Consider the following 25,823-nt stretch of genomic DNA (forward strand, 5'->3'; position numbering starts at 1 on the left):
CCTCAGGCCGCCACCCAGCGGCCTTCGGAATACTGCTGCAGGCCGCTGTCATCCATCCGCCATAGCCAGAGCCACCGGTTTTCAACCAGGGCTCTGACGTCGTCCTGAGCCTGCAGTACTTGCTCAATTCGCTCTGCTGGCGCGTCGATCACCACGGTCAACCGTATGGGTTCATGGCGCAAACGTTCACCATCGTGAACGGATTGCCAGGGTAATCCGATGCGAAGATCGGTGCCGTTGCCCTCGACTACCCCAATATTGCCTCCCACGACCGAATGCAGCAGTTTGTTGCCCGCGCCGTAGAGCGACGGCTGGGTAACCGATCCGAAATACTGCAGGTTGATCCAGTTTGCCACCACCATCGGGGCCGACATCAGCGCAGACAACACTGAACCTGTATCATCCAGCTCTGGCCTGTATTCGTGAAGGAAACACCGGCCGGCAAGATTGATTGAACGGCTGCGGTGCCGGGGCGCAATAATCATGGCGGCGTTGTTTGCCAGCCCCCATTCAGGCCTGACCTCCGCCCAGTTTTGGGTGCGCTTGTTGAGTTCTTTCAGGAGGCCCTCATCGGAGTGACCATTCAATCCGAGTGTTCCTGCCCGCTCACGGCGTGTGGCCACCGAAGCGCTTTCAAAGCACTGCAATAGTTCACTGGCAATCCTTTGATGGCTGGCGGGTATGGCCGTTTCCCCCAGAAGGCGTACCTGATCCGTCACCGTGCAGTGCTCCGCAGCCACAACCAGAGTGCTTTCCGGCAAGACAATGCTCCGCTCCGCCAGCCCGACGCGCACACTGCGGTCATTAAGCAACTGTGCGGCAATGCTGGCATTAACGTCGCCGTTTTTACCGCCGCAGGCTCCGCAGGCAAGCCCGGCCTGGTTCGGATTGTTATCGGTATGAGCTCCATGGCCAACCAGCACCAGCAATGGTGCAAAATTGCCGGTCAACGACATGGATCTCAGCAGCCCCTCAGCAAGGTTAACCCGCTCTGGATCCGATAAGGGATCTCCGCCATAGCGGTGAAACAGACGGCCTTCGGGCGTCGCCTCCCTGGTTTTTCGGTTCTTATGCAAGCCGTCCCGAACCAACTTCCATGCCCACGCCAGTCCGGTGGTTTCCACCAACGTAAAGGTTGAGAGGCTACCGTATTTCGCATGTCGAACCGTTTCCCGTACCTGTTCCCGCCCGTCCAGCCGCTTGTTGCGTTCCAGGTCTGCCGAAAGACTGCCAAGGGTATCAACATAACGATAAGCCGGCGCCAGCAAACCCGGCAACCGGGCTTCATCGTCTGACGGGCCTAGTTTTTGATGCATCACGGGCAGCCCAAAGAACCCGGCAACACCAAGAGTGTCTATTTTTGCCGAAGCGCTTTCCAGGTGCCGCCTCAACACCTCTGAACGGACATCAATGCAGAACGCCGCCTGGACTTCAGGGATTCTGCTTGCCGTTTCTTCGGGTTGTTCCGCCGGGCGCCGTAACCAGTCCCTGAACTGGCGCTGCCATGCCATTTCATAGGCGCGATGCCAAACCCACATCAGTGCATCATCACCGTGAACGTGCCTTGTCAGCTGCCCACCAGAGACCGCCTGTTGCCATTTAGCCCGCTCATCGGCCGGTAGCGCAGACGCAGCCATCCACTCGCAAGCCAGTAACACCGTAGCTAACTGGTGGCAGAGGTGGGATGGCTGGCCGTCGAGGGACGCTCGCCAATCTTCGCCGCGGCACCATGACGCCCAGCCCGGCAGATGCAGCAGCAATGAATGTCCCGCCGCCGTGAACTGATCTGGAGTATAGGGCAAAGCTTGAGCAAGAAAATCTGCAGCACTCTGCCAATCATCCGGAAGTTGCGCTGCCAGCGCTTTTGAAGCCAGGCCCCGGGGTCCGGCCATGGATAACCAGTAGCGATAAAGGTCGGTTCCCTTGGTATTCGTCAGCCATTGTCCCTGCCGATGATCAAAATACCGACCACAGAGCAGCCCGAGAAACTGCATAGTCTGTGATAGCACATCACCATCACCCGATGGCTTAACGTGTGACAGCGCCAGCCCCGGTTTCACATCACGTGGCCGTAACCGGGACAGCTGTTCAAGCAATAATTGCGTCGGCCTGTCTACCCCCTGCGCCCTGGCTGCAGCGATCAGGTCGCCCTCTCGGATACGGCCCCCGTGCCAGGCCTCCAGATAGAATTCCGGCGCCATTAACATGCCTTGCCCCCTGCGGGAAACCAGTTCGATGGCGGCTTCCTCGATACCCTGATGCCTGTGGCCCCACCAGGGATTCACCGCTATCCACCGATCCAGAGGCCAGCTAGGGGCAATCCGTTTACAGGCCATAGCGACCTGATCAACAGCCTGCTTCTGATCAACGTCCGGCACGCGTAAGGTGGAATTCATGAAGATTCTCCCGATGACAGAACGTAACGGGCTTTTTTCGTCTTTTCCGTGCCCCCCTGGAGCCATTGCCTGGCCCACCGTCGGGTTACCCGTTCGAACGGTTGATCAAGATACAGGCCCTGGCTGAGCGGCAGGTTCAACCGCTGCAACCAGGCCCAATCCGGCCGGAAAAGCACAAGTAGTGACATCCCGGCCAGAAGACCCAGCATTACCCAGGCCACCACAGTGGCCGCCGGCCAGAGCACAAAATTATCTGCGCCCGCAACCGAAGGCCCCAGTACCAGGTGGAGAAGACCATATAGCGGTACCAGACTGATCGCCATGACGACAACCAATAGCCGGGCACGGGCCGTGCTACCCGATGGAAGTCCGAGAACCGACGCGGCAACTGCCAGCACCAGTAAGGCCGCCAGTATCGCTTTGCCCTCCACAAGATCGGGAAGCATCCACAGAATGGCTGCCGCCAAACCTGATGCCACGCCGGCGAGCACCAGCTGCGATGCCCCCGGGCGACCGGAGAAGTAGACCGCCGTGGCCTTTACCGCCCGGCCAGACGCCAGCAATGAGTGCGCTTTGTATAGTGAGTGGGCAAGCAAATGCAGTAATGCCAGGGTGTAGGCGCCCAGCGCAATCTCAAAGAGCATAAAACCCATCTGTGCGTTGGTGGACCAGACCAGCGCGTGTTTTACCGAGCTCTGAGTCATCATGGCAAACACTGCCACGATGGCGGTCACGCCGCCAGCGACAAGCAACACGAGGTGACCCACTGTAAACCCCTCAAACACAGGGAATAACCGCAGCCAGAGGAACCCGCCGAGGTTGATCACACCAGCATGAAGCAGTGCCGATACCGGTGTAGGCGCTTCCATCACCCGGATCAACCACCCGTGAAATGGAATCTGTGCGCATTTGAGCACGGCGGCAACGGCAAGCAGTACTGACGCGGTCGACAGCTCGGGGGACGAGCCACCTATTTCCCCGGCCAATGCGTAGATTTCGGGAATATGAAAACTGCCGTAGTGGCGCCAGATAGATACCACAGCACCAATAATCGCCAGATCGCCCAGGCGACTGGTAATGAACTTCTGTGCAGCGGCCAACCGGGCTTCCGACCGTTCCGGGTAAAGCGTCAGCAATTGATGCAAGGCCAGGCTGACACCAATCCAGGCGAATGCCAGAACCAGAAGATGATTGGTGAATACCAACACCAACACACTGGCCACTGTGGTGAGGAACCAGGGCAGGAACACCGGGAAGGCGGCATCGCCACGCAGATAATCCCGGGAATATCGCAGAATCACCCAGGAGACAAAACTGACCATCAGCGCCATCCATACCGACAGGCCATCGGGATACAGCCCCAGCGGTGCCCCCAGTTCCGGCAACCGCGTATCCAGCCCCGCCGACTTCAGCAATAGCAAAAAGCCCACCACACCGGTGACCGCAACCAGCCCTTGCAGCAAAAACTCCGCCAGGCGCCAGCAATGGTCAATCTTGGTTTTTGATTGAGTCCAGTTGGCGAAGCCGGCCAGCGCCAGGAGCAGGATAGGCAAGGCCAGCCAGGTAGCCAGGACGGAGGTAGAAAATACGCTGGTGATTGTCGGCATAACGAACTCCTTTTGCGAACAGAGCCACTTTGCCGATTATGAATTCATAGATAAAATGGTTTATAAAGATCAAACTGTTCTTCAAAAGAGAACAAAGGCAAAGCCGGGGAATATCCATGCGCCTCAACTATCATCATTTGTACTATTTCTGGAAAGTAGCCAGCACAGGCCATTTGACCCGCGCAGCGGATGCGCTGCATATATCCCAGTCTGCGCTGTCCGGTCAGATCCGGAAACTCGAGGACAGTCTTGGCCATGAGCTGTTCATCCGGGAGGGGCGGCGGCTAAAACTATCCGAAGCCGGCCGCGTGGCCTTTACCTATGCGGAAGATATTTTTCGCCAGGGCGCGGAACTGGAAGCCCTTTTCCGAACCGGGCGCCAGACCAATCGGGAGGTGCTCAAGGTTGGCGCGGTAGCAACTCTGTCAAGAAACTTCCAGGAAGGCTTCCTTCGGCCATTGCTCGGCCGCCAGGATCTGGGGCTCAAGCTCCAGAGCGGTAGTCTGGAAGATCTGCTACGAAGACTATCGGCCCACCGTTTGGATCTTATTCTGTCCAATCAACCCGTTCACGGTGACGACGAAACCCCTTGGCTATCCCGGCGCATAGCCAGGCAACCTGTCAGCATTATCGGGCCGGCGGCCGCCGAATCCCGGGGCGGCTTTCCTGACATGCTGCATGACCAACCATTGATCGTGCCGGGCCAGGACAGCAATATCCGGCAGGCTTTCGATCAGCTGTGTGAGTACCACCAGATCCACCCGATTATTCTGGCTGAGGTGGACGACATGGCGATGATGCGCCTGCTGACTCGAGACAGCGGGCATTTCGCCATCCTGCCCCCGGTGGTTGTGCGTGACGAATTGCGCAAAGGCGAACTCAGGGATTACGGTGCGTTGCCGGGCGTGTTCGAAGAATTCTATGCCATTCGTATTCGCAGGCAATTTGAGTCTCCGGCCCTTCAGGAGTTAATGGCTCAACCTCCGGAACGACTATTGACCTTTCCGGACAATGATTCTGGTTGAACTGGTCTTTTGATGCGGCGCCGGGGCCGTTATAGTCATGGGGCGTAAAAATACAACAAGATCAGGAAGTAGCCATGACATCGCGCGCCCCTCGAAAACCTTCTGTCATCATAATCGGCACCGGATTTGGCGGGCTCGGCATGGCCATCCAGCTAAAAAAGGCCGGCTATGAGCAAATCACATTGCTGGAAAAAGAAGGTGCCGTTGGCGGAACCTGGCGAGACAACACCTACCCCGGCGCGGCCTGCGACGTTCAATCGCACCTTTATTCCTACTCCTTTGAGCCCAAACACGACTGGAGCCGGAAGTTTGGCCTCCAGGCCGAAATACTCGGGTACATGGAGCATTGTGTTCAGAAGTACGACCTGGCGCGCCATATCGAGTTCGACCGTGCCGTCGCCACGGCCAGCTTTGACAGCCAGTCGAATGAGTGGGTAGTTGGTACGGAATCGGGCGATGAATATCGAGCTGATGTGCTGATCACGGCCACCGGGCAGCTGAACCGCCCTGCCATACCCGCCATACCCGGCATTGACCGTTTTAAGGGTACCTGCTTCCACTCTGCGCGCTGGAACCACGATTATGATGTGACCGGCAAGCGGGTTGCGGTGATCGGCACCGGCGCAAGCGCCATCCAGTTTGTTCCGGAGATCACTCCAAAAGTTGCAGCGCTGGACCTGTATCAACGCTCCGCTGCCTGGGTATTGCCGAAAGCCGACCGCCCATTTACCGCGCTTGAGCAATCACTGTTCCGGAAACTGCCGGCCTGGGACAGGCTCTACCGGGCCATGATCTACTGGAAGAACGAGTCCCGCGGGCTTGCCTTTACCAGGTTCAACCGGCTACTGGATATCTTTGCCCGACAGGCCAGGAAGGAAGCACAGGCATGGGTGACCGACCCCCACAAACTGAAGCACATCATTCCGGACTATCGTATCGGCTGTAAGCGGATTCTGATCTCCAACGACTGGTACCCGGCCATTAACCAGCCCCATCTGAATCTGATCACTGAGGGGATTTCTGAAATCGATGAAACCGGCGTTGTGACCGCCACCGGAGAACACCGCCCGGTCGACGCCATTATTTTCGGAACCGGCTTCAAGGCCACGGAGTTTTTGTCACCCATCAAGATCACTGGTCGTCAGGGTGTTGCCCTGAATGACGCCTGGGCAGACGGAAGCAAAGCGTTCAAAGGCATTACCGTGAATGGCTTTCCGAATCTGTTCATGCTGTATGGGCCCAACACCAATCTGGCCCACAATTCGATTCTGTTTATGCTGGAATCCCAGTTCCGATATATCATCAGCTCACTTGATTCCTTGGCCAGATACCCAGGGGCTGCCATGGAAGTGCGGGAAGATCGGCAAACCCGCTATTGCCAGGTGGTCCAGCACAGCCTTGAGAACAGCGTCTGGGATTCCGGATGTACCTCCTGGTATCTGGATGAACACGGCCGTAACACCATCAACTGGCCCGGGTTCACGTTCAGTTATCGCTTCTCTACCCGCGCCGCAGACACCGCTGATTACCAGTTTCTGGAGCCTGAAGCAGGCCGTTAGTCCTCTGCTGTAACCACTCGGTTGCAGTTCAACGCTAAACATAGGATGATTGGTTCATCATTTGTCTGGGTGATCGGAAATGTTAAAGCCAATCAAAAAAGGCTCCCTGGTGGAGACCGCGATCGAAAGCCTGAGGGGCGCCATCGAAAACGGCCAGTGGCCTGTAGGAAGCCGACTTCCGATTGAAGCCGAGCTGTCTGAAGCTCTGGGAATCAGTCGCAACACCATCCGCGAGGCCGTTCGCGTGCTGGTGCATGTGGGCATGCTGGAAACCCGACAGGGTGATGGCACCTACGTACGTGCCAATCGTGATGCAGGGGAAACACTTCGACGTATCGCCCGCAGCCAACTGGCGGAGCAGCTTGAGGTGCGACTGATGCTGGAAACCGAGGCGGCGAGATTGGCAGCCACCCGGCGTACAGACCGCGATCTGAAAGCGATGAGCGACGCACTGGATGCACGGGCAAGTGCTGGCGACAACCTCACCGATCGAATCCACCATGATGAATGGTTCCACCATGCCCTGGTGCGGGCTTCCCACAATTCCGCTCTGATCGAGCTCTATGATTATTTTTCACACGCCGTCAGCCAGACAATCGAACGTACGGAGCGCGATGACGACCTGCCAGAACCCAGCCAGGAAGACCACGAACTTCTGCTGGCAGCCATCCGCCGAAAGGACCCAGCCAAGGCAGAAATGCTTTCGCGCGCCCTGCTCTCCCCCAGCCTTGATGTGATTAACCGGCAGAATCAGCCATGAAATTCCGTCTCGATACGTTCACCCTTCTATTGCTCGGTGCCATCGTCCTGGCGTCGTTCCTGCCGGTTACCGGGCAGGCCGCGGACATGCTTGCCACCACCGGTACCATTGCTGTAGCCCTACTGTTCTTTTTCCATGGTGCAGCCCTATCCCGGCAGCAGATTATCGACGGCGCCACCCATTGGCGCCTGCACATCCTGATTACCGCCCTGACCTTCGTGTTCTTTCCCCTGGCAGTATTGCCCATTAATGGGCTCAGCAACCTTGTGCCGGAATGGATGCCGAGGGATCTGGGGTTGGGATTTCTCTATCTGGGCGTACTTCCGTCAGCGGTGTCGTCGTCCATTGCCTACACCGCCATGGCCAGAGGCAATGTGCCTGCCGCCATATGCAGCGCTGCAGCGTCTAATGTGTTCGGAATGATGCTCACTCCGTTCCTGCTGCTTTTACTGGTTTCGACTTCGGGAACCGGGGAGTTTGCCGTGGCTGAGGCGTTGAAAGACATTGTTCTGCAACTGTTGATGCCCTTTGCTGTAGGGCATGCCTTCAGGCCAATGCTGGGAGGTTTTCTTTCACGCAATGAATCATTGATGGCCCGGTACGACCAGTGTGTCATCTGGATTATCGTTTATTCGGCATTCTCACACTCGGTGGTCAGCGGCCTATGGCAGAACCTGCCGCTTCAGGCCGTGGTGTTGACCATTCTTCTATGCGTCGGTTTGCTTGGGTTGTTCATGCTGGTGGCGATGGTGATGGTCAGAAAGCTGGGCTTCAGTCTGGAAGACGAAGCCGCGGTGGTGTTCTGTGGTTCGAAGAAAAGCCTGGCATCCGGTTTGCCAATGGCCAAAGTGCTGTTCTCTGGCCATCCGGGCTTCGGCATGATTGTGCTGCCGATCATGTGCTACAACCAGATTCAGGTCATCGTCGGGGCCATCCTGGCCCAGAAGTATCGAGCGAAAATCGATCGGGCGTCAGCCGCCCATGCCTCCGAATAGGGTTGCCAGGATAACCAGGCCGACGATCCACCCAATAACGGCAGGCCAGAAATTCACCATCTGCGGTGGTTGGTCTGCCTGATCGGCACTGGCCTGCTCCCTGGACACCTCTTCATCCGGGTAATTTCGCGGGTCTGGTTCATGGCTTGCTTCCCGAACGCTGAACCAGTCAAACCAATCACCCAGAAACTGCGCCACCGGACGGGGAAAACTGCCGTTCTCTGCCATCGGGCGGATCTGGGGCTCAAGGCTTTTGGCGATTTCCCTGCGCAGCGGTAACTGGTCTGCAGGCGGTTCGCACAAGATGGCCTTCCAGATACCAGCATCCTGCTGGCGCTGGTTGTCGTTCATCAGGGCTTTAATCTGAATCACCACTTCGCGGACAACCTGGGCTTCGTGGGCGTCCAGCGCCCGCTCTGCGTTGCTCTCAACCCCGGATTCCTCAGTCTGCTCTCGGCGGACTTCTTGGGCGACTGGCTCAGGTTGGGCGGCAGCGCTGGCGGCCGGCATGCCACCGGTCGCCTCCCTGAAAGCCTGCTCCAGCGCCTGGGCCTCGTTGTCCGAGGCAAATTTCATCTGGCGCTCATAAGCCTGCCGAATGCGTTCGCGATCTCCGGTTGGCTCGATGCCAAGGATGTCCCAGCAATTCATAAAACAGTCACTCCGGATCTGTAAAATCTGTAATCTTTATAGAGACAAATCAATCGTTCTCCCCTAGGATTCAGGGAGAATCACAATAAATCAGTCCGCTCGGCAAATTATAGAACGACACCCATGCGCATTACGAATTACCTGTCAGAAAATCGCGCTAACCGGCTCCGCATGCGCAGAACCTTCGGCCATTCCCTGCTTGCCTCAGCCATTTTAGCCCTCTCGACCGGCAATGCCGGCGCGGATACCGGTTTTCCGGAGTTCAGCAATGGGTTGGTGGCTTTCAGCGATGACATTCCAGAGGTGCTAACCACCACCCGGCTGCGCCAGCCCAAAACCCGGGTTCCCGGAAGTACCACCGTGATCACCGGTGATATGATTCGGGACCTTGGCATCCAGAACCTGTACGAGGTGTTCCGCCTGGTTCCGGGCATGGTGGTCAATTTCGTTGGTAGTCACCAACCGGTTACCACCTACCATGGCACTGTGCATTATGAACAGCGCCGTATGCAGGTCCTGGTAGACGGCCGAACTGCGCATAAGGCAACCCTGTCTGATATGGACTGGGAAACCATGCCGGTGCCTCTTGAGATGATTGAACGCATCGAAGTAGCCCGGGGGCCCAACTCGGCTGCCTACGGCATTAATGCCTTCCTGGGCACCATCAATATTATTACGCGGGACCCGGCCGATACCGCAGGCGTTGAGGCGCGAGTGGTTCGGGGCTCCCGGGGTCACGTACGTACCTTTGGTTCCGTGGGCAACGCCGACCCAGATATGGATTGGCGATTAACCTATGAAAAGCGCAAGTTCGATGGCTTCGACTACCAGGTAGACGGCGGCGAGCGCTTTCCATTCCATGACGGCCACGACATCAACTCCTTTACCTATGATTCCCGCGTCAAGATCAACGACCGCACGGATGTTGAGCTGCGGGGAGGTGTTGTGGATGGCATGAATTACCAGGACAAGGACAAAAGCGGCGAGCTGAACCCGTTCGAGAATCCGGATATTGATGTGCGGGATTACTACCTGCAATCCAAACTGAACGTGATTGCGTCCGAGCGTCATTTTTTCCATGTGATGGCCAGTGTTCAAAATTTTGACCGTCGGCAACAGTACACCGTTGGCTTTCCGGATAGCACTGTGCAGTGCCTCAGAGACAACACACCGCTGTATCAGTACACCTATTTCCCGGATGGCAGTCGAGAACGGCTCTGCTTTGTAGACGGGGGTGGCGCGCCCGCCATTGCCCAGGTAGACGCGGATTCAGAGGATACCCGCCTGGAACTGGAGTTTCAGGACACCATTCTGCTCAGCGACGACCTGAGAATTGTGTCCGGCGCGGGATTCCGGAAAGATACCTTCCGCTCTGAAACCTATTTCAACGGCCGCGGTAACAATTACCAGTCCCGCTTCTTCGGCAACGTGGAATATACGCCGATAAACTGGCTGACCCTTAACGCAGGCGGTAACTGGGAACGCACAAGCACAACAGACGATCACTACTTCTCACCCCGGTTGGCTGCGAATTTCACGCTCAACAGCCGGCACGCCCTCCGCTTTGTCTATTCCCAGGCGGTCAGAACCCCGGATGGTTTCGAGCAGAATCCGGACTGGGGCTACACCCTCCGCAATGTCCGCCCTGCTATTTATTCCGATCTCGAGGGCCGCAGGGTAACAACCGCGGATGCATACGAAGACCTGGGGTGGCTTACGCTCGGCAAAGACCTGAGGGAAGAACGAATCATTTCCCGGGAAGTCAGCTACTTCGGCCAGTTCCCGCTGGAGCGGGCCATGCTGTCTCTGGAAGTGCGGGGCTTCAAGGATGAAATGCGGGACATGATCAGCGGTGTTATTCAGCTCAAGGACTGGAGCATCGACAACAACGTTGCCGTGGATCAGCAAGGTTTTGAAGTGGAAGCGATGATTGAATACCCGGGCACAACCTTCCGTGCCAGCTACGGCTACCTGGATCAGGATACCTGGTACACCGGTCAGCCAATCATCAATCAGGACGGCGAACTTGATACCGGAAAACAGGAGCAGGCGGTCAGTTTGCTGACCCGGCTGTCTATAAGGCACTCCGGCAGTCTGGCGCTGATTCAGGATCTGCCCTGGGGTCTCAAGGCCTCATCGGCTTTCTACTGGGCGGACGAATTCAGGCGCAGTCAATTCGAGCGCATTGATGCAAGAGTTGCCAAGCGCTTCTATCAACCGCGTTATACGGCGGAAGTTGCCCTAACCATGCAACACTATCTGAACCGGGAACCGGAACTGAGCTCTGATAACAACATCAAAGACCACAACCAGTTCTTTGTGGAGGCGGGAGTCCGGTTCTGACACTATGCTAAAAGGATTGACCAACGGGATAGCACACCAATTGGGACGGTATGATCTCATCCAGACACTCTGTTACTGACCAGCCACGATTCCAGCAACGGTTCAGGGGATGCCTGATGGCGCTGGCACTGATACTGTTGTTGCCATGGCCCAGCATTGTCTTCGGGCAAAACGGTCAGCCCGCGCTACCGAGTGTGTACATTGCCGGTTCGGGTAACACCGCCCTGGATCAACACGTGACCCGACTATTACGTTCAGAACTCGGAGAATCGGTTGAACTGGTATTTCTGTCAGAGGGCCAGGAAACTCTTGTATCGGCCAGCCCAGTGATCACCATTGGCCCGGCCGCATTCACTCGTATTCGTCAGATCAACAGGAACGCACAGATACTGGCATTGCTGGTAGAGCGCAAGTTTATCCAAGGCTATGTTAACCGCTCCCCTGGGCTGGTGTCTGCGGTGTTTTATGACGTTCCCCTGTTGCGGCAGGCACTGACCGGTAAAGCGATACTGCCTCAGTCCAAGCGTATTGCCTTGCTGGCTTCCACGGAGTCTGTCGAGATCTATGAAGATTTGATGGATCAGCTGGCGGAGTACAGTCTCGAAGCGCGCGTATTCGTCACAGATAGCGACGACCAGTTGATTCCTACCCTTATCAGGGCCCTGAACTACGGTGATTTTCTGCTCGCCGGCCCTGACGACGTCATCTACAACCCCAGAAATATCAAACATATTCTGCTGACCGCCTATCGGCGAAACCGTATCGTCATCGGGCCAAGCCAGGCCTATGTGAAAGCCGGAGTGCTGGCCTCAGGCTATGCCCCCTTCCCGGCCATGGCGGCGAAGGCTGGCGAGTTACTTCAGACATACTTTGATACAGGTAGTTTTCCTGAACCCGTCTATCCGAATGAGTTTCGTGTGGAGGTCAATGAACAAGTGGCCCGATCACTCAATATCCCACTTCCCAGCCGTGAATGGATATCGCAATACCTGGACGACCTGATGCTTTCCAGCCAGGAGGATTCCGAATGAACAGGCAGAATGCATCCCTGTCCAGAAAACTTCTGTTGCTTGGCGCCCTGCCTGCGGTTGTCATGTTTGTTGCCCTAATGGCGTTTTTTACCTCGGCCCGGCTGGAGGACGCGCGTACCGACCTGGCTGAAAGCAGCCAGATGCTGGCGGACAGCCTGGCCCCGGCACTCGAGTACGCTGTGGTTTCCGGCAATATTGCGGCCCTTGAGCAGACACTTAATCAGTCACTACGGCGTAGCAAAGCCGAGTGGATACGCGTAACCGATGTGGTCGGAAAAGAGCTCGGCTTTGTCAGCAATAGTCTTGACAGCCCCTCACAGCGACACCACAACTTCGATATTTATTCTGCAGAAATCCTTCAGGAACCCCTGGACCTTGGAGCAGGCGCTGGATGGTTCAACCCCGGTTATGGGTTCAGTTCTGGTTCCTTGCGGGTTGGTGCAGTTGAAGTCGGTGTTGAACCGCGCGTGCTGGCTGATCGCCAGCAGAGTATTCTGTGGTCATCTATCGCAGTTGGTGTCGCCATGCTGCTGTTCACCATCGTTCTGGTGAACCATTTCCTCAATAATATCCTGCAGCCCATTCGCAGGGTGGCAAGCCGGGTTGATCAACTGATTACCGGTGATTATGACGCCCAGCCCGTGACCACCAAGGGAAACTCCAAAGAGATCGTCGCCATACAGAAACAACTGAACGAGTTGGGGGACCATCTGGAGAAGCTCAGAACCACCCGCGACCAGACCCTGGCGGTGTCGGAAGAGGCCCGGGAAAAGGCCGAACTGGCAAGCCATGCCAAATCTGAATTCCTTGCAACCATGAGCCACGAGCTCAGAACTCCGCTTAATGGGGTACTGGGAATGGTTGAGTTAATCCAGGAGGAACCGTTAACCAAGCGACAGCGGGATTACCTTGGCACTGCCCGGCAGGCGACAGAGGACCTGCTTACCGTTATCTCCGATATTCTCGATTATGCCCGTATGGACAGCGGCACTCTGGAACTGGAACACCAGGAGTTTGATCTAAGGTCCATTCTGGCCAACTGTGCGGCTTCCTATCGCCATGCAGCAGAGCAGCAAGGCTTGGCACTGGACATCAATTTTCTGGGGGACTGGCCAGACAAACCGGTGGTGGTTGGCGACGCACCTCGAGTCCGACAGATTCTGGCAGGGCTACTGGATAATTCGATTAAATATACCACGAACGGTTTTGTCAGTGTTCGCGCAAGTTGGCTGTCGCTTGAAAGCGGTTGCGTACTGTTCGGCTGTTCCGTCAGTGATTCCGGAGCAGGTATTCCCGGTGACCGCCTCCACAATATTTTCCACACATTCGAACAAGTTGACTCCGGTAACACCCGCGCCCATGACGGCGCCGGACTGGGGCTCTCTCTGGTTCAGCGGTTGGTGGAACTGATGGGCGGCCATATTCAGGTGGAGTCTGATTTCGGAGAGGGCTCCTCGTTCCGTTTTGAGCTGCCATTTGAGCTGGCGGATGCCCCGGCCCAGGTTCAACCGGAGCTCCCGGATATCCCGCGGGAGCAGCTGGGAAGAAAGTCCTGGGCCCTGGTGGTCGAGGACAATGAGGTAAACCAGAAGGTCTCCACCACGCTGCTGAACAAGCTCGGTTTTGAAACCGATACCGCGAATAACGGCCAGGAGGCCGTCGACAAAGTAAAAAACAAACACGAAGGCTACGATGTCATCCTGATGGATTGCCAGATGCCAGTAATGGACGGCTATCAGGCAACCCGAATGATTCGCGAATGGGAACAGGGGAACGGGCAATGCGGTACGCCGATCATCGCCCTGATGGCTGATGTCTCAACAGAAACCGAGGCCAGCTGCCGGGCCAGCGGCATGAATGATTACATACCCAAACCGGTACGCTGCGAGACCCTCAGGGAAGTACTAAGCCGCTGGATTCGATTGTAAAGAACCGGAAAGCTTACGCTACCGGTTCACGCATGGTGACAAATTCTTCCGCTGAGGTCGGGTGAATACCCATGGTTGAGTCAAACTGCGCCTTAGTGGCACCGGCCTTGATGGCAACGGCCAGCCCCTGAATAATCTCGCCGGCGTCTGGCCCGACCATATGAGCGCCGAGCACCTTGTCGGTCTCATCGTCCACCACCAGTTTCATCAGGCATCTCTCGTCCCGTCCGCTCAATGTGTATTTCATCGGTCGGAACTCTGAACGGTAAATGCGCAGCCTGTGACCGGCTTCCCTGGCCTCTTCCTCAGTCAGGCCAACGGTACCGATATTCGGCTGGCAAAACACAGCGGTCGGAATAGCGCTGTAATCCATATCGCCCTGACCGTCACCAAACAGCCGACGCGACAGCACCATGGCCTGGGCCAGTGCCACTGGAGTGAGCTGCGGTGTGCCGATGACATCGCCCAGCGCGGTGATTGAGGGTACCGAGGTCTGGAAATGGTCGTCCACAACGATGTGACCCGAAGCGTTGAGTTCAATACCCAGCTCCGTCAGGCCAAGGCCGTCAACCAGGGCTCTCCGTCCGGTTGCTGCCATGACAAGACCGGTCTCCAGGCGTTCTCCGTCAGACAACATGACCTGATAGTGGGCGCCCTGAGTCTCAATGGATTCGATGGTGGCGTTGAAACGCAAGTCGACGCCCTTTTTGCGCATCTCCTGCTCGGTGAACCGGCGCACATCGTTATCAAAGCCCCGCAGGAACAAATCACCCCGGTACAACAAGGTGGTTTCCACACCAAGCCCGGCCAGTATGCCGGCGAACTCTACCGCGATATACCCGCCACCCCAAACCACCGCATGACGGGGTAATTGCGGAAGGTAGAACATTTCATTGGAGGTAAGGATGCAGTCTTTACCGGGAACATCCGGCACTACCGGCCAGCTTCCCGTCGCGACTGTGATGTGTTTTGCGCTATAGCTCCGTTCGCCTACCGTAACGGTATTGGCATCGCTGATGGTTGCCGTGCCATTGATGATCTCAACTCCGGCATTCTCGAGCAGGCGACCATAGATGCCATTCAGGCGCTCAATCTCAGCGTTTTTGTTTGCCACCAGAGTGGGCCAGTCGAAGCTGACCTGATCGAGCGGAACTCGCCAGCCATAGCCTGCTGCATCTTCCAGTTCGTCATGAACATGGGCGCCGTACACAAACAGTTTTTTCGGAACACAGCCAACGTTGACACAGGTGCCGCCCAGGTACCGGGACTCAACCACCGCAACCTTCGCGCCCCGCTGGGCTGACATTCTCGCCAGGCGGACACCACCGGAACCGGCACCAATTACGATCAAATCAAAATCATGGCTGTCGGACACATTCACTCCTGATGACAAATACTGTGTTAATGCGGCGTTGCCTCGTTCCGGGCGTCATTAGCTTCAGATCCAATTTCCCGGAACAGGACATGATCTTCAAAATCACCCAGGCGTATCTTGCCCAGGCTGCGGAAGCCCTCGGATTCGTAAAACGGCAGGTATCGGCTGTTACCGGTATCCAGTACCAGCCCCTTGCCCCGGGGATTTTCCTCACAAAGCTTCTCGACCGCTTTGAGCAAAACCCGACCATACCCCTGATTCTGGTATTTTGGATTGACCCCCATCAAAGGCAACTGATGAGCCTTTGGGTGCGGCAACAGGTCGCGGATTTTCTGATGGTAATCCAGGTATCGGCGAGTCGAGGCAAACCCCGCGGTCAACACCATGCGAATTCGCCAGCTAAGCTGCTCGGCGAGGTTCATCCGGAGTTCCGGGTCGCCGATGAAGGCCACGGCAATCAGGGTATCCCCTTTCATCACACCAACGGCATCCTGATTGAGCTCAAGGTACAGGTCAATCAGTTCCCTGACTGTCGCTCTTACTCGCTGGTCGTAACCCGCCCGGCGATGATCAAACAGATACTGGAACGTTGGATCTTCCCGGTACGCATGGCAAAGAATCGACTGGGCCTCGTTGCGGGCAGTCTCATCAAGACGAACCACGACAGCATCAGAATTATTATTGTTTTCCTGCTTATCACGCATTTACTCGCGCTCCTCCGGAATCACCGGTCAGCTTGGGGCATGCCCCTTTCAGATCGTCAGTGTCAGCCGCACGGATACCCGCCCCGGCTCATTTCCCCTGTCCATGGCAGCCTGATCCACAATCACCCCATGCCGGGCATCAAGCTGCTCCAGCCAGGCCGCTACCTCGGCAAACGGTGCGGCTTCAAGCCATACCCGTATTGCAGACTCGCCGCTTGGCTCAAATCGCTGCAGCGAAAGCCCCGCTTCACCTGCGGAGCGGGTAACCAGGGCCATCAGTGCCCGACCGTCTTCAGGCTTGTCAACGCCGGCCCCCGCCGACGAACCGGAACCCGCACCACCAAGGCGACGAATGGTTGCCTGGTTTGCCTGCATCCAGGCCAGAAGTTGCTCGGCATTTTCACGACTGGCTTCCGCCTGGTTGCTGAAATCAGCCACAGGCCGCCAGATGCCAAAATAGAGAATGGCCAACAGCAAGGCAATGCCCAGCACCACCAGCGCCTGTCTATCCCGCACCGGCAGTTGATCGTATCTCGCGATAAGCTTACCGACCGCCGGCTGGTCTTTGATTCGTGCCCACATGGCGTTAGCCTCCCGAAACCGTCAACCGGCCACGGGAGCCGGAGCTTTCATTAACCACAGACCCAATCTGCGCACGCAATCCCTGATTGGCCAGGCCATTTCTCAGATTACTCATCCGTTCATAACTGTCGGCCCGGACATCTACCACTAGCTCTCCCCTGTTCCGGCTGTAGTTAATGGAATTAAAGGTAACCGCCTGGGCATTCGCAACCCGGCTGTACTGATCTCCGGTGTATTTCATCAGCGTGATGAAATCCACTTCTTCCTGGCCAGCGCCTGCCACCCTCAACTGACCCTCAATCACCCGGCGCACATTGCCCGCGTGGGTACGGCGGTCAGCGGGAAAAGCGTCACGGTAGATGGCCATGGCCTGGCTTTGCAGCTCCTCGGCCTCCTGGTTGTGATACACACCCATACCAATCTCAAGCCCTAGCTGAATCACAAACCAGACGGACGCAACTGCAATCAGTGGCTTCCAGGGCTTCAACGGGCTGCTGCCGCTCGTTTTAACGGAGAAGGCGCCCTGGCAGAGATTGACCGGATGGCACATATGATGATGGTGGGACCACGCCAGCAGCTCCAGCGCCGTAAATTCCAGGGGCTTCTGCGCCAGATGTACCCGGCCATCGGCACCGCTCAGTTCCAACAATGCCGGCTGCCAGAGTTCCAGCTCGGGCTCGGTTCCATAAACCGTGACCGGTATCTCCGCGACCACCTCTTCAGTGGCTGGCGCTGCGAGGGTAACCCCCAACATGCCCAGGTTGGCGGTCTGCAGTCGCAGCCACTCGCCTCGATGACTTACCAGCATGGCCCACTCGCCGTCGAGGCAGGCGGTCCAGCCGTTATCGGTTGTCGGCAACAGGGAGGCGTCCGGGTAAATGGCATCCAGGCGCACGTGCTCCCAGCCTGTAAACAGCTCTAACCACTGCCCCATTTGGGATTGATCTATTGCCGCAACATGGTATCCATCCGAGGTATGACGGCCAAGCGCTAGGTGGACGCTCTCGATATCCTGGGCAATCTGTTCTTCCACCGCGTATGGCAACGCCTGGTGTACGAACCGGCTTTGCTTGGCGGGAATGTCAGCCAGGCAAAACAGGGCTTCGTCACCCGGAATAAGGCCGATCAGCAGCACTTTTTCCAATGCATTCTGGCCGAGTGTCTGCTCAATCGCATCCCGGGTATCTGCCGCACCACTGGCCTGGGTATCGCCACTGGCATCCTGTAACAGCCAGCTGAACAGCTGTGATTCCGGGTTCTGGTCCAGGTCTGCGAAGGGCGGGACCGGCCGAACAAAAAGGCGGTAAGACATGGCTATCCTTCTGAGAATGTATAAGGCTCTTTGGTGATGCGATTCTTCTGCCCGGAATCCCTGTGAACCGTCCGGACTTCACCCTCGGGACTCCTGAATACCGTGCTGACCATATTAACGACACGATTATCGTAGGTAATCCGTGAAACAACTTCAAAAAAACGGGTTTGCAAGGTCAACCCGGTGGTTTTCAGCCCCATGCCGGAAAACTCGGGCAAAGCGAGGAAATCCTGTAAATTCTCAAACCGCTCTTCTTCCCTCTTGGCCAGAACTGACTCTGCCTGAGCTTCCGTCATGTCATCGTGCAACGACATCAACACCGCGCCAGTGGCGGTATTCACGTTGATCCCGATACCACTGACCGGCAGCGTACTGACATGAGGCCGGAGCGCCACATAGATTTCCTCGGTCATCCCATCGATCAGGCGTAATTCGGTGATTGACACAAACGGCTGATTGGCCGCCCGATACGCCGGCTCCGCTATCAGGTACTGGCCATCTTCGGCGCCATAGGCACTGATGGTCTGGTCATCTGCATCAATCCAGTCAATCAGTGCGTCGACTGAAACAGCGGTAATGCCGAGAGCCCGGAACAGCCGCACCAGTCTGTCGCGGGTCAAAGGGTCTACCTGGCCGTTTGGGGTAACCAGATCATTGAGATTGATGCGCCCTGCAAGGTCATCTATCTGAACCTCCGCCACGCCGTTGTCGTCCAGTGGCAGGATGGCAGCATATTGAGCCCAGAATTCATCGGGGCTGTCCACCATCACGCCGTCCTCCCGGTCCTGCTCAAAATCGCGTACCAGAATCCGGCGGGCGAACTCTTCGGCGCCCAGTGCAATGCTGTGCCCCTGCTGCTGCGCCAGGTAATGCCCGGCCTTGAACACCTGAACACTTTGTTGCCTGCTCATGCCTGTGGCCAGCATCACCACCAGAGCCATGGCCAGCAGCACCATGATCAGTGCTACGCCCTGCTGTCCCGACGGCTTACTCTTGACCGGTTGCCGTGTCATGTGCCGGTACCTTGCTGGGTATCCTGAACTTCCTGAGATTCTTCTTCATCGGTATCCGAGTTGCCCGTTGCCTCCTGCTGCTGGTTAACCACGGCCTGTGCCTGGGCAAGGTCAAAGTCAGCCAGGGCAAAGGTTCTGACCAGTTCTCCGAACAGTTCATGCTCCAGAGTAATTTCAATGCCCCTCGGCATGGGCAGGACTGGCCTCGCACCGGGCGACAGGCTGGCGAGGTCCTGATCTGACGGCCAGTCGTCCTGCCAGTTCAGTTGACTGTTCAGAAAGCGAATTTCGAGCGACACCACGTTGTCCAGTAACAGCAGATCCTGGCTGTTATCTTCCTGCCCCTGGTCAACCGTCGGCCAGTAGCGGCGCCGGAGCTCGGTCCCGGTGTATTCCCAGGCAACCCGTTGCAGCCCACTGCGCCTCAGGCCAAGGGGGTTGCGCCAACCCTGGCGGGTTAATACCAGCTCAAAAGCGTCCTCACGACTGCTGAGTGCGGGCCGGAAGTCGCCGTAGACATCCCGAATCGGCCGGTTAACCAATTGGTTCAGGTCCCTCTCCAGCAGTAACATGGTTTTCTGGAGGTTTTCGAACTCGCCAGACACATCATTTACCCGGTCCCGCGCAGTCACCACGCCATTGATCACCTGCCATACGCCGAGGCCGATAACAGCGGTGATGGTCACCGCAATCAACACTTCCATCAAGGTAAAACCGGAACTGGTGTGAAGACCTGAATAGCCTGAACGGGAGCGCATCACTTCTCCCCAAGAAATGCTGACAGGGTATGCACCGGAACCGGGTCGCCCCCACTGTCAGTGTAGCGGGCAACGGTTACTTCCACCCGACGCATGCTCGGCTCGGCGGTACCTTGAACAACCGTGGTGACCCGCCACCGGTACTGGCCGAAATCCTGATCATCGGAGTTTTCGGAAATGCCCGGCAACGCCTCTTGCAAACGGAGTTCATTAATCCGGTTATCGGCCACCCAGCCGGCCAGGGTTTTATCGCGAACCCGTTCGTAGCTTGCGATGTACTGGCTACCCACCTCCGCTGCGGCGGTGGCGATCAACCCGAACACCAGCAAGGCAATCAGCACTTCAAGCAGCGTGAAACCTCTGACTGTGTTTACCATGCCTCATCCTCACTGCCCGGCTTTCGCCACTGAAGCGGGGATACACCGTCAGATTCGATTACGTGCATGTCGTCGGTGTTGTTGCCGATGGTGAACTCAATAATAAAGGGTGTGGTTTCGCCACTGGAGAAAAACACCACATCCGGGCGCAGACGATCTTCTGCCGAGGTCAGGCGGGGCGCGTCGTTCTCAATGTAATCAGTGAGGGTTAGCCATTCAGGCAAGGGCCTGGCACGGAACAGCCGCTCCCCGGACAACTTCCATTCACCGGTGTCATCCTGATACGACACGAATCGGTAGTTGTCGTCCTCAATTAACAGCCCAAGCTCCAGATTGTTCAGGATCGCCTGTTCCGATGCGGTTTGCATCAGCAGGAACAGATCCTGAACGGTATTCTCCAACTCTCGCTTCTGGGAACTTCCGGCCATGTTGAACACCGCCAACGCGGCCAGAAGCCCGACAATAATCAGGACAACCAGAATTTCAATCAGCGTAAAACCGATTTGGTTCGCCCTGCGTTTCACAATCAATCAGTTCCCGGTTTTCCAGACACTGATATCGGCAGCATCACCCTCGCCACCCTCCTGGCCGTCAGAGCCGAAGGAGTACAGATCGTAGGGACCCTCCGTTCCGGGGCTCACGTACTGGTACTCGTTACCCCAGGGATCTTCCGGGACGCTTTTCAGGTAGCCGTCTGCGTTCCAGTTACGGGGTTCGGGTGATCCACTGGGCCGGCGCACCAACGCTTCCAGACCTTGCTGTGTAGACGGGTAATGGCTGTTATCCAGGCGGTAGAGGTCCAGGGCATTGGCAATATTGCTGAGCTGGGTTTCCGCCACCGTCACTTTAGCCTGGTCGCTACGGCCCATGATGTTGGGTGCCACAATCGCTACCAGCAAGCCAAGGATGACCATCACCACCATGATTTCAATCAGCGTGAAGCCTTTGTTACGGGCCTGGTTCGGGTTCTGTTTCATACTCATCGTTCCACTCATCATTGACCTGGGTCTTGGGTTAGTCAGTCTTCAAGGCAGGCATCAGCCCACCAGATTGCTCATGTTCAGAATGGGCAGCATGATCGCCAATACGATGATCAGCACCACAACGCCCATCACCAGCAGCATCAACGGCTCAAACAGGCCGACAATGGCGGCAATTTTCGACTGCAGGGTGTTCTCCTGCATCCGGGCGGTGCGCTCCAGCATGCCGTCCAGCTCACCACTGGCCTCGCCACTGGCAATCATGTGCAACATCATTGGCGGAAAGTAGCCAGTCTGATCCAGCGACCGATGCAACGAGCCGCCCTCGCTGACTTTACGTGCTGCATCTTTCAGTTCTTTTCGAAGGTAGTCGTTAGACAGTACCTCACCGGCGATTTTCATGGCCTCCACCAGTGGCACACCACTGGTGGTCAGGATGCTCAGGGTGCTTGCATAACGCGCAGTGTTCACACCCCGAACCATGCCCGAGAACAACGGAAGATGTAACAACTGCTTGTGAAATTTCATCCGGAACCCGGGTTTGTTCAGGGCAATCCGAAATCCAACCAGCGCCAACATCAGCAAGATAAAGAGATAGACACCATAAGTGCCGAGAAATTCCGACACCGATAACATGGCCATGGTCAGCCCGGGCAAGTCCTGCCCTTGCCTCACAAACACCTCGATGATATCCGGCACCACGTAGGTCAGCAGGAAAACTACAATGGCGATAGCAACCACACTGAGAATGATCGGGTAGATCGCGGCCAACTGAATTTTTTGCCGGGCTTCCTGGCGGTTTTCGGTGTAGTCCGCCAGCCGGTTCAGTACCAGGTCCAGGTGCCCGGCATGCTCACCGGCGGCGACTGTCGAGCGATAAAGCCGGGGAAACGCCCTTGGAAACTCACCAAAACTGTCCGCCAGGGTGTAGCCTTCCATCACTTTGGCCCGAATCGCAATCAACATACTGCGGATGCGGGGTTTGGTGGATTGCTGGGCAGCAGCACTGAGCGCCTGTTCGATGGGAATCCCTGACTGAATCAGGGTGGCCAGTTGGCGGGTGACCAGGGCAAGGTCCGCAGCACTCAGGGAGCCTCGATTACTGAACGGGTTAGTACGAGCCTGTTGTTTGTCAACGGCCGGTTCAACGGTCAGCGGGGTTAACCCTCTCTCCCGCAATTGCTGGCGCACGGCACGAGCAGCGTCTGCCTCCAGAACACCCTGTTTCTGCTTTCCCCGTTGGTCCAGCGCTTTGTAAACGTAGGCTGGCATGAATTACTGGCTCCGGTGGGTAACGCGCAGAACTTCTTCCACGGTGGTCGTGCCTTCCAGGATTTTTTTGACCCCGTCTGCGTGAATACTCGGACTGCGGAGGCGAGCGGCTTTCTCCAGGTCCATCTCCCCTGCTCGTTTGTGAATCAGCGTGCTGATTTCTTCGGTAATTTCCACCACCTCATAGATACCGATACGCCCACGGTATCCCAGCTGGTTACAGTGTTCACAGCCTTTGGCCCGATAAATGGTGGGCGGATTGGCTGGGTCCTGCTGCAGGAATTCGCAATGTTCTTCGGTCGGCGTATAGGGTTCGCGACAATGGGTACACAACACCCGCACCAGACGCTGGGCAACAATACCCACCAGGCTTGAGGAAATCAGGAAGGGTTCAATGCCCATATCCATCAAGCGGGTAATGGCACCCACTGCAGTATTGGTATGCAGGGTTGAGAGCACAAGGTGACCGGTCAAACTGGCCTGAACGGCAATCTCCGCCGTTTCCAGATCCCGGATTTCACCAATCATGACCACATCCGGGTCCTGGCGCAGGATAGCCCGAAGCCCCCGGGCGAAGGTCATATCCACCTTGGTGTTGACCTGGGTCTGGCCGATACCAGGCAGGTTGTACTCGATGGGGTCTTCGACGGTCAGAATATTGCGGCTTCGGTCGTTGATCTCCTGCAATGACGCGTACAGGGTTGTCGACTTACCGGAACCGGTCGGGCCAGTAACCAGAAGAATCCCGTAAGGGCGGTAGATGAGTTTGCGCAGGATCTTGAGGTCATTTCCCGCCATGCCCAGGGATTCCAGCCGAATGGTACCCGCCTGTTTATCCAGCAAACGCAGCACCACCCGCTCGCCACTGGACGACGGCATGGTGGACACCCGGATATCCACTTCCCGTCCTGCCACCCGGAGCGCTATACGGCCATCCTGGGGTACCCGCTTTTCAGCGATATCCAGTTTTGCCATAACCTTGATGCGGGAAACCAGCAAAGGCGCCAGAGCCCGTTTCGGCTGAACCACCTCACGCAGCACGCCATCAACGCGGAAGCGCACTACCAGGTGCTTTTCATAGGTTTCGATATGCACGTCCGAAGCGTTGGTCTTCACCGCCTCAGTGAGAATGGCGTTGATCAGGCGAATGATCGGGGCGTCGTCTTCCTGCTCCAGAAGATCTTCGGTCTCCGGCACGGAATCCGCCAGCGATGCCAGGTCCATGTCATCGCCAATACCCTCCACCATCTGCATGGCTTCGGCCGAATCGTTCTGATATGCAGCGTTCAGGGCCTGGTCAAAACGGTTTGCTTCAATTGTGGTAAAGCGGGCCCGACCACCACTGATCCGGTTTGCTTCAGCAAGTGCAGAGTGGGACGCACCCGGTCGCACCAGGATAATCGCTTCACCGTCTTCATTGCGGGTAAGAATGACACCGTTGCGCTTGGCAAAGGTGAACGGAAGACGGCCCAGCGGCGCATCCTGCGGCTGCATTTCGGTTTCGGTGGTCAAGGGCTTCCTCGTTGTTTCCGTCAGATCATTCATTATTCTTCTGGGACTTTCCGGCGCTGGAAAAATCCTTTAATTCTTTAGCCATACAAAGGCACTAAAAAAGGCTACCACAGGAATGGGAACCACTGAACAACTCTATACACTATACTGCCACTAATTCATTTCAGTCTGATAACCTGTGAGCTTTTTACGCCTACGATCATTCATTCAGGAAACCCGATGCTCGCTCTTGATCAAAGGATACCATTGTTACTTGCGGTGACTGCGGTTGTGGCCATGCTAGGGCTGACCAGTTGGCAGGCATACCAGTTCTGGCAAAACGAGTCGCAGCGTACGCTGCCCCAGGTGCAGACAGCGGGTAACAACACCGACACACCAAGACAGAACGTGCCTGAGGTACAGCTGGCAAACCTGACCCTGTTCGGTACAGCTTCGGATACCGGTGGCGCAGTGGAGGTGGATACCGAAAATCTGCCAGAAACCAACCTCAGGCTTTCGCTGCGCGGTGTGTTGGCTGCTGACGGCGAATTCCCGGGCAGCGCGCTGATTGAAGATGACAAGGGCAAGACCGAAGCGTACCTGGTAGGCAACGAGCTTCCCGGTAACGCCAAGCTACGCACCGTGTTCCCTAACCGTGTCATCATCGAGCGCGCTGGCAAACTCGAAAACCTCTATTTTCCGGAGCTTGATGATCGTTCAGGCGTTTCTCTGGCCAGTAGCAATGCAGAATCACTCGACCAGGAGATACAGCAACGGCAAACACCACAGCCTGCACAACGTGCATCATCCAGCGGCACGGCCACGCCAGCGGGCGAACAACAACGTAGAGAGGAGATCAGACAGCGACTGGAGCAGTTACGCCAACGGCTACAGAACAGTAACTGAGGCCTGATATGGCAACGGCAACCTGGTCTGCACGTCGCCACTCCATCCTCATCCCCCTGGTGTTTGCTTTTTCCCTGGCGGGCGCCATTGAGCTCAGCGACCGGCTGATGACCTACGTGCGGAGTGAATTCGGCCAGGAAGCCCATCAGAGGCTGCAAGACTGGCAGCGGCTGCATCAATTGGCCCGTAATGCCCCCATCGACCGACAGCTTCGTCTGGTCAACTCGTTCTTCAATCGGATCCCTTTCGTCAGTGACATCCAGCATTGGGGGGAGGAAGACTACTGGGCCACCCCGGTAGAATTGCTAACCACCAACGGCGGAGACTGCGAAGACTTCTCCATTGCCAAGTATCTGACACTACGAGCCATGGGCGTTCCCGACGAAGAACTGCGTATTGTCTATGTCAAAGCCCTGGAGCTGAACCAGGCCCACATGGTTCTGGCCTGGTACAAGACCCCGGACGCCGATCCGTTGATCCTTGACAACCTGATAAACGACATTAGACCTGCCTCGCAAAGAACTGATCTGGAACCAGTTTATAGCTTTAACGGTGAAGGCCTCTGGCTCAACCGTTCCTCCGGGGAGCGCTCGAGGATTGGCGATGCCCAGAGGCTTGAGCACTGGCAGGACCTGAACCGACGTTTGACCGAGTCCCTGCGACACTGATGTTTCACCTGGCGCCAAATGACAAAGCCACTGTCGCACTCTGCCACTGGGTTTTGGCGCCAACGCTATAGAATGCCGACACTTTTCATG

23 protein-coding genes are annotated in these 25,823 nt (G+C 56.7%); 9 read left to right on the forward strand and 14 right to left on the reverse strand.

Annotation, left to right across the window (positions count from 1 at the left end):
* Nucleotides 1–2: 2 nt before the first annotated feature.
* Together FIV08_RS09985 and FIV08_RS09990 are read right to left on the reverse strand one after the other, a co-directional pair.
* Complete coding sequence (locus FIV08_RS09985; protein WP_172972265.1) at nucleotides 3–2,396, reverse strand: YbcC family protein; 2,394 nt, start codon at nucleotides 2,394–2,396, stop codon at nucleotides 3–5.
* Nucleotides 2,393–4,003: an NADH-quinone oxidoreductase subunit L gene (locus FIV08_RS09990; RefSeq protein WP_152438215.1), complete on the reverse strand. Its 1,611-nt coding sequence runs from the start codon at nucleotides 4,001–4,003 to the stop codon at nucleotides 2,393–2,395. The genes FIV08_RS09985 and FIV08_RS09990 overlap by 4 nt, the downstream gene beginning before the upstream one ends.
* 116 nt (nucleotides 4,004–4,119) lie before the next feature.
* Between FIV08_RS09990 and FIV08_RS09995 the strand changes: the two genes are divergently transcribed.
* From FIV08_RS09995 to FIV08_RS10010, 4 genes are all read left to right on the forward strand, one after another.
* Complete coding sequence (locus FIV08_RS09995; RefSeq protein ID WP_152438216.1) at nucleotides 4,120–5,028, forward strand: LysR family transcriptional regulator; 909 nt, start codon at nucleotides 4,120–4,122, stop codon at nucleotides 5,026–5,028.
* Nucleotides 5,029–5,102: 74 nt separating this feature from the next.
* Nucleotides 5,103–6,587 carry a flavin-containing monooxygenase gene (locus FIV08_RS10000; RefSeq protein WP_152438217.1) on the forward strand — a complete coding sequence of 495 codons (1,485 nt, stop codon included), beginning with the start codon at nucleotides 5,103–5,105 and terminating at the stop codon, nucleotides 6,585–6,587.
* Nucleotides 6,588–6,666: 79 nt separating this feature from the next.
* Entirely contained in the window at nucleotides 6,667–7,347 is a 681-nt protein-coding gene (locus tag FIV08_RS10005; protein ID WP_152438218.1) for a FadR/GntR family transcriptional regulator, read from the forward strand.
* On the forward strand, nucleotides 7,344–8,342 hold the full coding sequence (locus FIV08_RS10010; RefSeq protein WP_152438219.1) for a bile acid:sodium symporter family protein: 999 nt from the start codon (nucleotides 7,344–7,346) through the stop codon (nucleotides 8,340–8,342). Before FIV08_RS10005 ends, FIV08_RS10010 begins: the two co-directional genes overlap by 4 nt.
* Here FIV08_RS10010 and FIV08_RS10015 read toward each other — a convergent pair.
* Entirely contained in the window at nucleotides 8,319–8,993 is a 675-nt protein-coding gene (locus tag FIV08_RS10015) for a J domain-containing protein (protein WP_152438220.1), read from the reverse strand. The genes FIV08_RS10010 and FIV08_RS10015 overlap by 24 nt on opposite strands.
* 123 nt (nucleotides 8,994–9,116) lie before the next feature.
* Here FIV08_RS10015 and FIV08_RS10020 point away from each other — a divergent pair, with 123 nt between their 5' ends.
* The 3 genes from FIV08_RS10020 (at nucleotide 9,117) to FIV08_RS10030 (ending at nucleotide 14,295) form a co-directional block, all read left to right on the forward strand.
* On the forward strand, nucleotides 9,117–11,336 hold the full coding sequence (locus FIV08_RS10020) for a TonB-dependent receptor plug domain-containing protein (protein WP_152438221.1): 2,220 nt from the start codon (nucleotides 9,117–9,119) through the stop codon (nucleotides 11,334–11,336).
* Nucleotides 11,337–11,452: 116 nt separating this feature from the next.
* Nucleotides 11,453–12,367: an ABC transporter substrate-binding protein gene (locus FIV08_RS10025; RefSeq protein WP_058091051.1), complete on the forward strand. Its 915-nt coding sequence runs from the start codon at nucleotides 11,453–11,455 to the stop codon at nucleotides 12,365–12,367.
* Complete coding sequence (locus FIV08_RS10030; RefSeq protein ID WP_152438222.1) at nucleotides 12,364–14,295, forward strand: ATP-binding protein; 1,932 nt, start codon at nucleotides 12,364–12,366, stop codon at nucleotides 14,293–14,295. The genes FIV08_RS10025 and FIV08_RS10030 overlap by 4 nt, the downstream gene beginning before the upstream one ends.
* A 13-nt stretch (nucleotides 14,296–14,308) precedes the next feature.
* On the opposite strand, the gene gorA is transcribed toward FIV08_RS10030, so the two are convergent.
* Genes gorA through gspE form a run of 11 tightly spaced genes read right to left on the reverse strand, consistent with a single transcriptional unit; the run spans nucleotide 14,309 to nucleotide 24,180 of the window.
* The gene (gene gorA, locus FIV08_RS10035; RefSeq protein WP_152438223.1) at nucleotides 14,309–15,670 is read right to left on the reverse strand and encodes a glutathione-disulfide reductase; all 1,362 of its coding nucleotides are present in this window, start codon (nucleotides 15,668–15,670) and stop codon (nucleotides 14,309–14,311) included.
* A 26-nt stretch (nucleotides 15,671–15,696) separates the two neighbouring features.
* A complete protein-coding gene (locus FIV08_RS10040; protein WP_152438224.1) occupies nucleotides 15,697–16,374 on the reverse strand; it encodes a GNAT family N-acetyltransferase in 678 nt (225 codons plus the stop codon).
* Between the two features lie 48 nt (nucleotides 16,375–16,422).
* On the reverse strand, nucleotides 16,423–16,956 hold the full coding sequence (gene gspM, locus FIV08_RS10045) for a type II secretion system protein GspM (protein ID WP_152438225.1): 534 nt from the start codon (nucleotides 16,954–16,956) through the stop codon (nucleotides 16,423–16,425).
* 4 nt (nucleotides 16,957–16,960) lie between these two features.
* The gene (gene gspL, locus FIV08_RS10050) at nucleotides 16,961–18,268 is read right to left on the reverse strand and encodes a type II secretion system protein GspL (RefSeq protein ID WP_152438226.1); all 1,308 of its coding nucleotides are present in this window, start codon (nucleotides 18,266–18,268) and stop codon (nucleotides 16,961–16,963) included.
* 2 nt (nucleotides 18,269–18,270) lie between these two features.
* Nucleotides 18,271–19,281, reverse strand: a complete 1,011-nt coding sequence (gene gspK / locus FIV08_RS10055) for a type II secretion system minor pseudopilin GspK (protein WP_152438227.1) — start codon at nucleotides 19,279–19,281, stop codon at nucleotides 18,271–18,273.
* On the reverse strand, nucleotides 19,278–20,039 hold the full coding sequence (gene gspJ / locus FIV08_RS10060) for a type II secretion system minor pseudopilin GspJ (protein ID WP_152438228.1): 762 nt from the start codon (nucleotides 20,037–20,039) through the stop codon (nucleotides 19,278–19,280). Before gspJ ends, gspK begins: the two co-directional genes overlap by 4 nt.
* Complete coding sequence (gene gspI / locus FIV08_RS10065) at nucleotides 20,039–20,416, reverse strand: type II secretion system minor pseudopilin GspI (RefSeq protein WP_058091058.1); 378 nt, start codon at nucleotides 20,414–20,416, stop codon at nucleotides 20,039–20,041. The genes gspJ and gspI overlap by 1 nt, the downstream gene beginning before the upstream one ends.
* Nucleotides 20,410–20,946, reverse strand: a complete 537-nt coding sequence (gene gspH / locus FIV08_RS10070) for a type II secretion system minor pseudopilin GspH (protein ID WP_374786585.1) — start codon at nucleotides 20,944–20,946, stop codon at nucleotides 20,410–20,412. Before gspH ends, gspI begins: the two co-directional genes overlap by 7 nt.
* Nucleotides 20,947–21,399, reverse strand: coding sequence for a type II secretion system major pseudopilin GspG (gene gspG, locus FIV08_RS10075; protein ID WP_152438229.1), 453 nt, complete (start codon nucleotides 21,397–21,399; stop codon nucleotides 20,947–20,949).
* 54 nt (nucleotides 21,400–21,453) lie between these two features.
* Nucleotides 21,454–22,668: a type II secretion system inner membrane protein GspF gene (gene gspF, locus FIV08_RS10080; RefSeq protein ID WP_152438230.1), complete on the reverse strand. Its 1,215-nt coding sequence runs from the start codon at nucleotides 22,666–22,668 to the stop codon at nucleotides 21,454–21,456.
* A gap of 3 nt (nucleotides 22,669–22,671) precedes the next feature.
* Nucleotides 22,672–24,180, reverse strand: coding sequence for a type II secretion system ATPase GspE (gspE, locus tag FIV08_RS10085; protein ID WP_058091077.1), 1,509 nt, complete (start codon nucleotides 24,178–24,180; stop codon nucleotides 22,672–22,674).
* Nucleotides 24,181–24,399: 219 nt separating this feature from the next.
* On the opposite strand from gspE, the gene FIV08_RS10090 reads away from it, so the two are divergent.
* Nucleotides 24,400–25,065, forward strand: coding sequence for a type II secretion system protein N (locus tag FIV08_RS10090; protein ID WP_138437482.1), 666 nt, complete (start codon nucleotides 24,400–24,402; stop codon nucleotides 25,063–25,065).
* Nucleotides 25,066–25,073: 8 nt separating this feature from the next.
* Entirely contained in the window at nucleotides 25,074–25,733 is a 660-nt protein-coding gene (locus tag FIV08_RS10095; RefSeq protein ID WP_152438232.1) for a transglutaminase-like cysteine peptidase, read from the forward strand.
* Nucleotides 25,734–25,823 lie beyond the last annotated feature (90 nt).

It is taken from the genome of Marinobacter sp. THAF197a (assembly GCF_009363275.1).
In the GTDB taxonomy this organism is placed as follows: Bacteria; Pseudomonadota; Gammaproteobacteria; order Pseudomonadales; family Oleiphilaceae; genus Marinobacter.

Excerpts from the sequence above, each read along its gene's own strand:
- gspL (WP_152438226.1), bottom strand. The coding sequence starts at position 18,268 with ATGTCTTACCGCCTTTTTGTTCGGCCGGTCCCGCCCTTCGCAGACCTG.
- FIV08_RS10040 (WP_152438224.1), bottom strand. The coding sequence starts at position 16,374 with ATGCGTGATAAGCAGGAAAACAATAATAATTCTGATGCTGTCGTGGTT.
- gspG (WP_152438229.1), bottom strand. The coding sequence starts at position 21,399 with ATGAGTATGAAACAGAACCCGAACCAGGCCCGTAACAAAGGCTTCACG.
- FIV08_RS10005 (WP_152438218.1), top strand. The coding sequence starts at position 6,667 with ATGTTAAAGCCAATCAAAAAAGGCTCCCTGGTGGAGACCGCGATCGAA.
- FIV08_RS10025 (WP_058091051.1), top strand. The coding sequence starts at position 11,453 with ATGGCGCTGGCACTGATACTGTTGTTGCCATGGCCCAGCATTGTCTTC.
- gspM (WP_152438225.1), bottom strand. The coding sequence starts at position 16,956 with ATGTGGGCACGAATCAAAGACCAGCCGGCGGTCGGTAAGCTTATCGCG.
- FIV08_RS10010 (WP_152438219.1), top strand. The coding sequence starts at position 7,344 with ATGAAATTCCGTCTCGATACGTTCACCCTTCTATTGCTCGGTGCCATC.
- FIV08_RS09990 (WP_152438215.1), bottom strand. The coding sequence starts at position 4,003 with ATGCCGACAATCACCAGCGTATTTTCTACCTCCGTCCTGGCTACCTGG.
- gspI (WP_058091058.1), bottom strand. The coding sequence starts at position 20,416 with ATGGTAAACACAGTCAGAGGTTTCACGCTGCTTGAAGTGCTGATTGCC.
- FIV08_RS09985 (WP_172972265.1), bottom strand. The coding sequence starts at position 2,396 with ATGAATTCCACCTTACGCGTGCCGGACGTTGATCAGAAGCAGGCTGTT.
- gspJ (WP_152438228.1), bottom strand. The coding sequence starts at position 20,039 with ATGCGCTCCCGTTCAGGCTATTCAGGTCTTCACACCAGTTCCGGTTTT.
- gspK (WP_152438227.1), bottom strand. The coding sequence starts at position 19,281 with ATGACACGGCAACCGGTCAAGAGTAAGCCGTCGGGACAGCAGGGCGTA.
- FIV08_RS10095 (WP_152438232.1), top strand. The coding sequence starts at position 25,074 with ATGGCAACGGCAACCTGGTCTGCACGTCGCCACTCCATCCTCATCCCC.
- FIV08_RS10030 (WP_152438222.1), top strand. The coding sequence starts at position 12,364 with ATGAACAGGCAGAATGCATCCCTGTCCAGAAAACTTCTGTTGCTTGGC.
- FIV08_RS10015 (WP_152438220.1), bottom strand. The coding sequence starts at position 8,993 with ATGAATTGCTGGGACATCCTTGGCATCGAGCCAACCGGAGATCGCGAA.
- FIV08_RS10020 (WP_152438221.1), top strand. The coding sequence starts at position 9,117 with ATGCGCATTACGAATTACCTGTCAGAAAATCGCGCTAACCGGCTCCGC.
- FIV08_RS09995 (WP_152438216.1), top strand. The coding sequence starts at position 4,120 with ATGCGCCTCAACTATCATCATTTGTACTATTTCTGGAAAGTAGCCAGC.
- FIV08_RS10000 (WP_152438217.1), top strand. The coding sequence starts at position 5,103 with ATGACATCGCGCGCCCCTCGAAAACCTTCTGTCATCATAATCGGCACC.
- FIV08_RS10090 (WP_138437482.1), top strand. The coding sequence starts at position 24,400 with ATGCTCGCTCTTGATCAAAGGATACCATTGTTACTTGCGGTGACTGCG.
- gspF (WP_152438230.1), bottom strand. The coding sequence starts at position 22,668 with ATGCCAGCCTACGTTTACAAAGCGCTGGACCAACGGGGAAAGCAGAAA.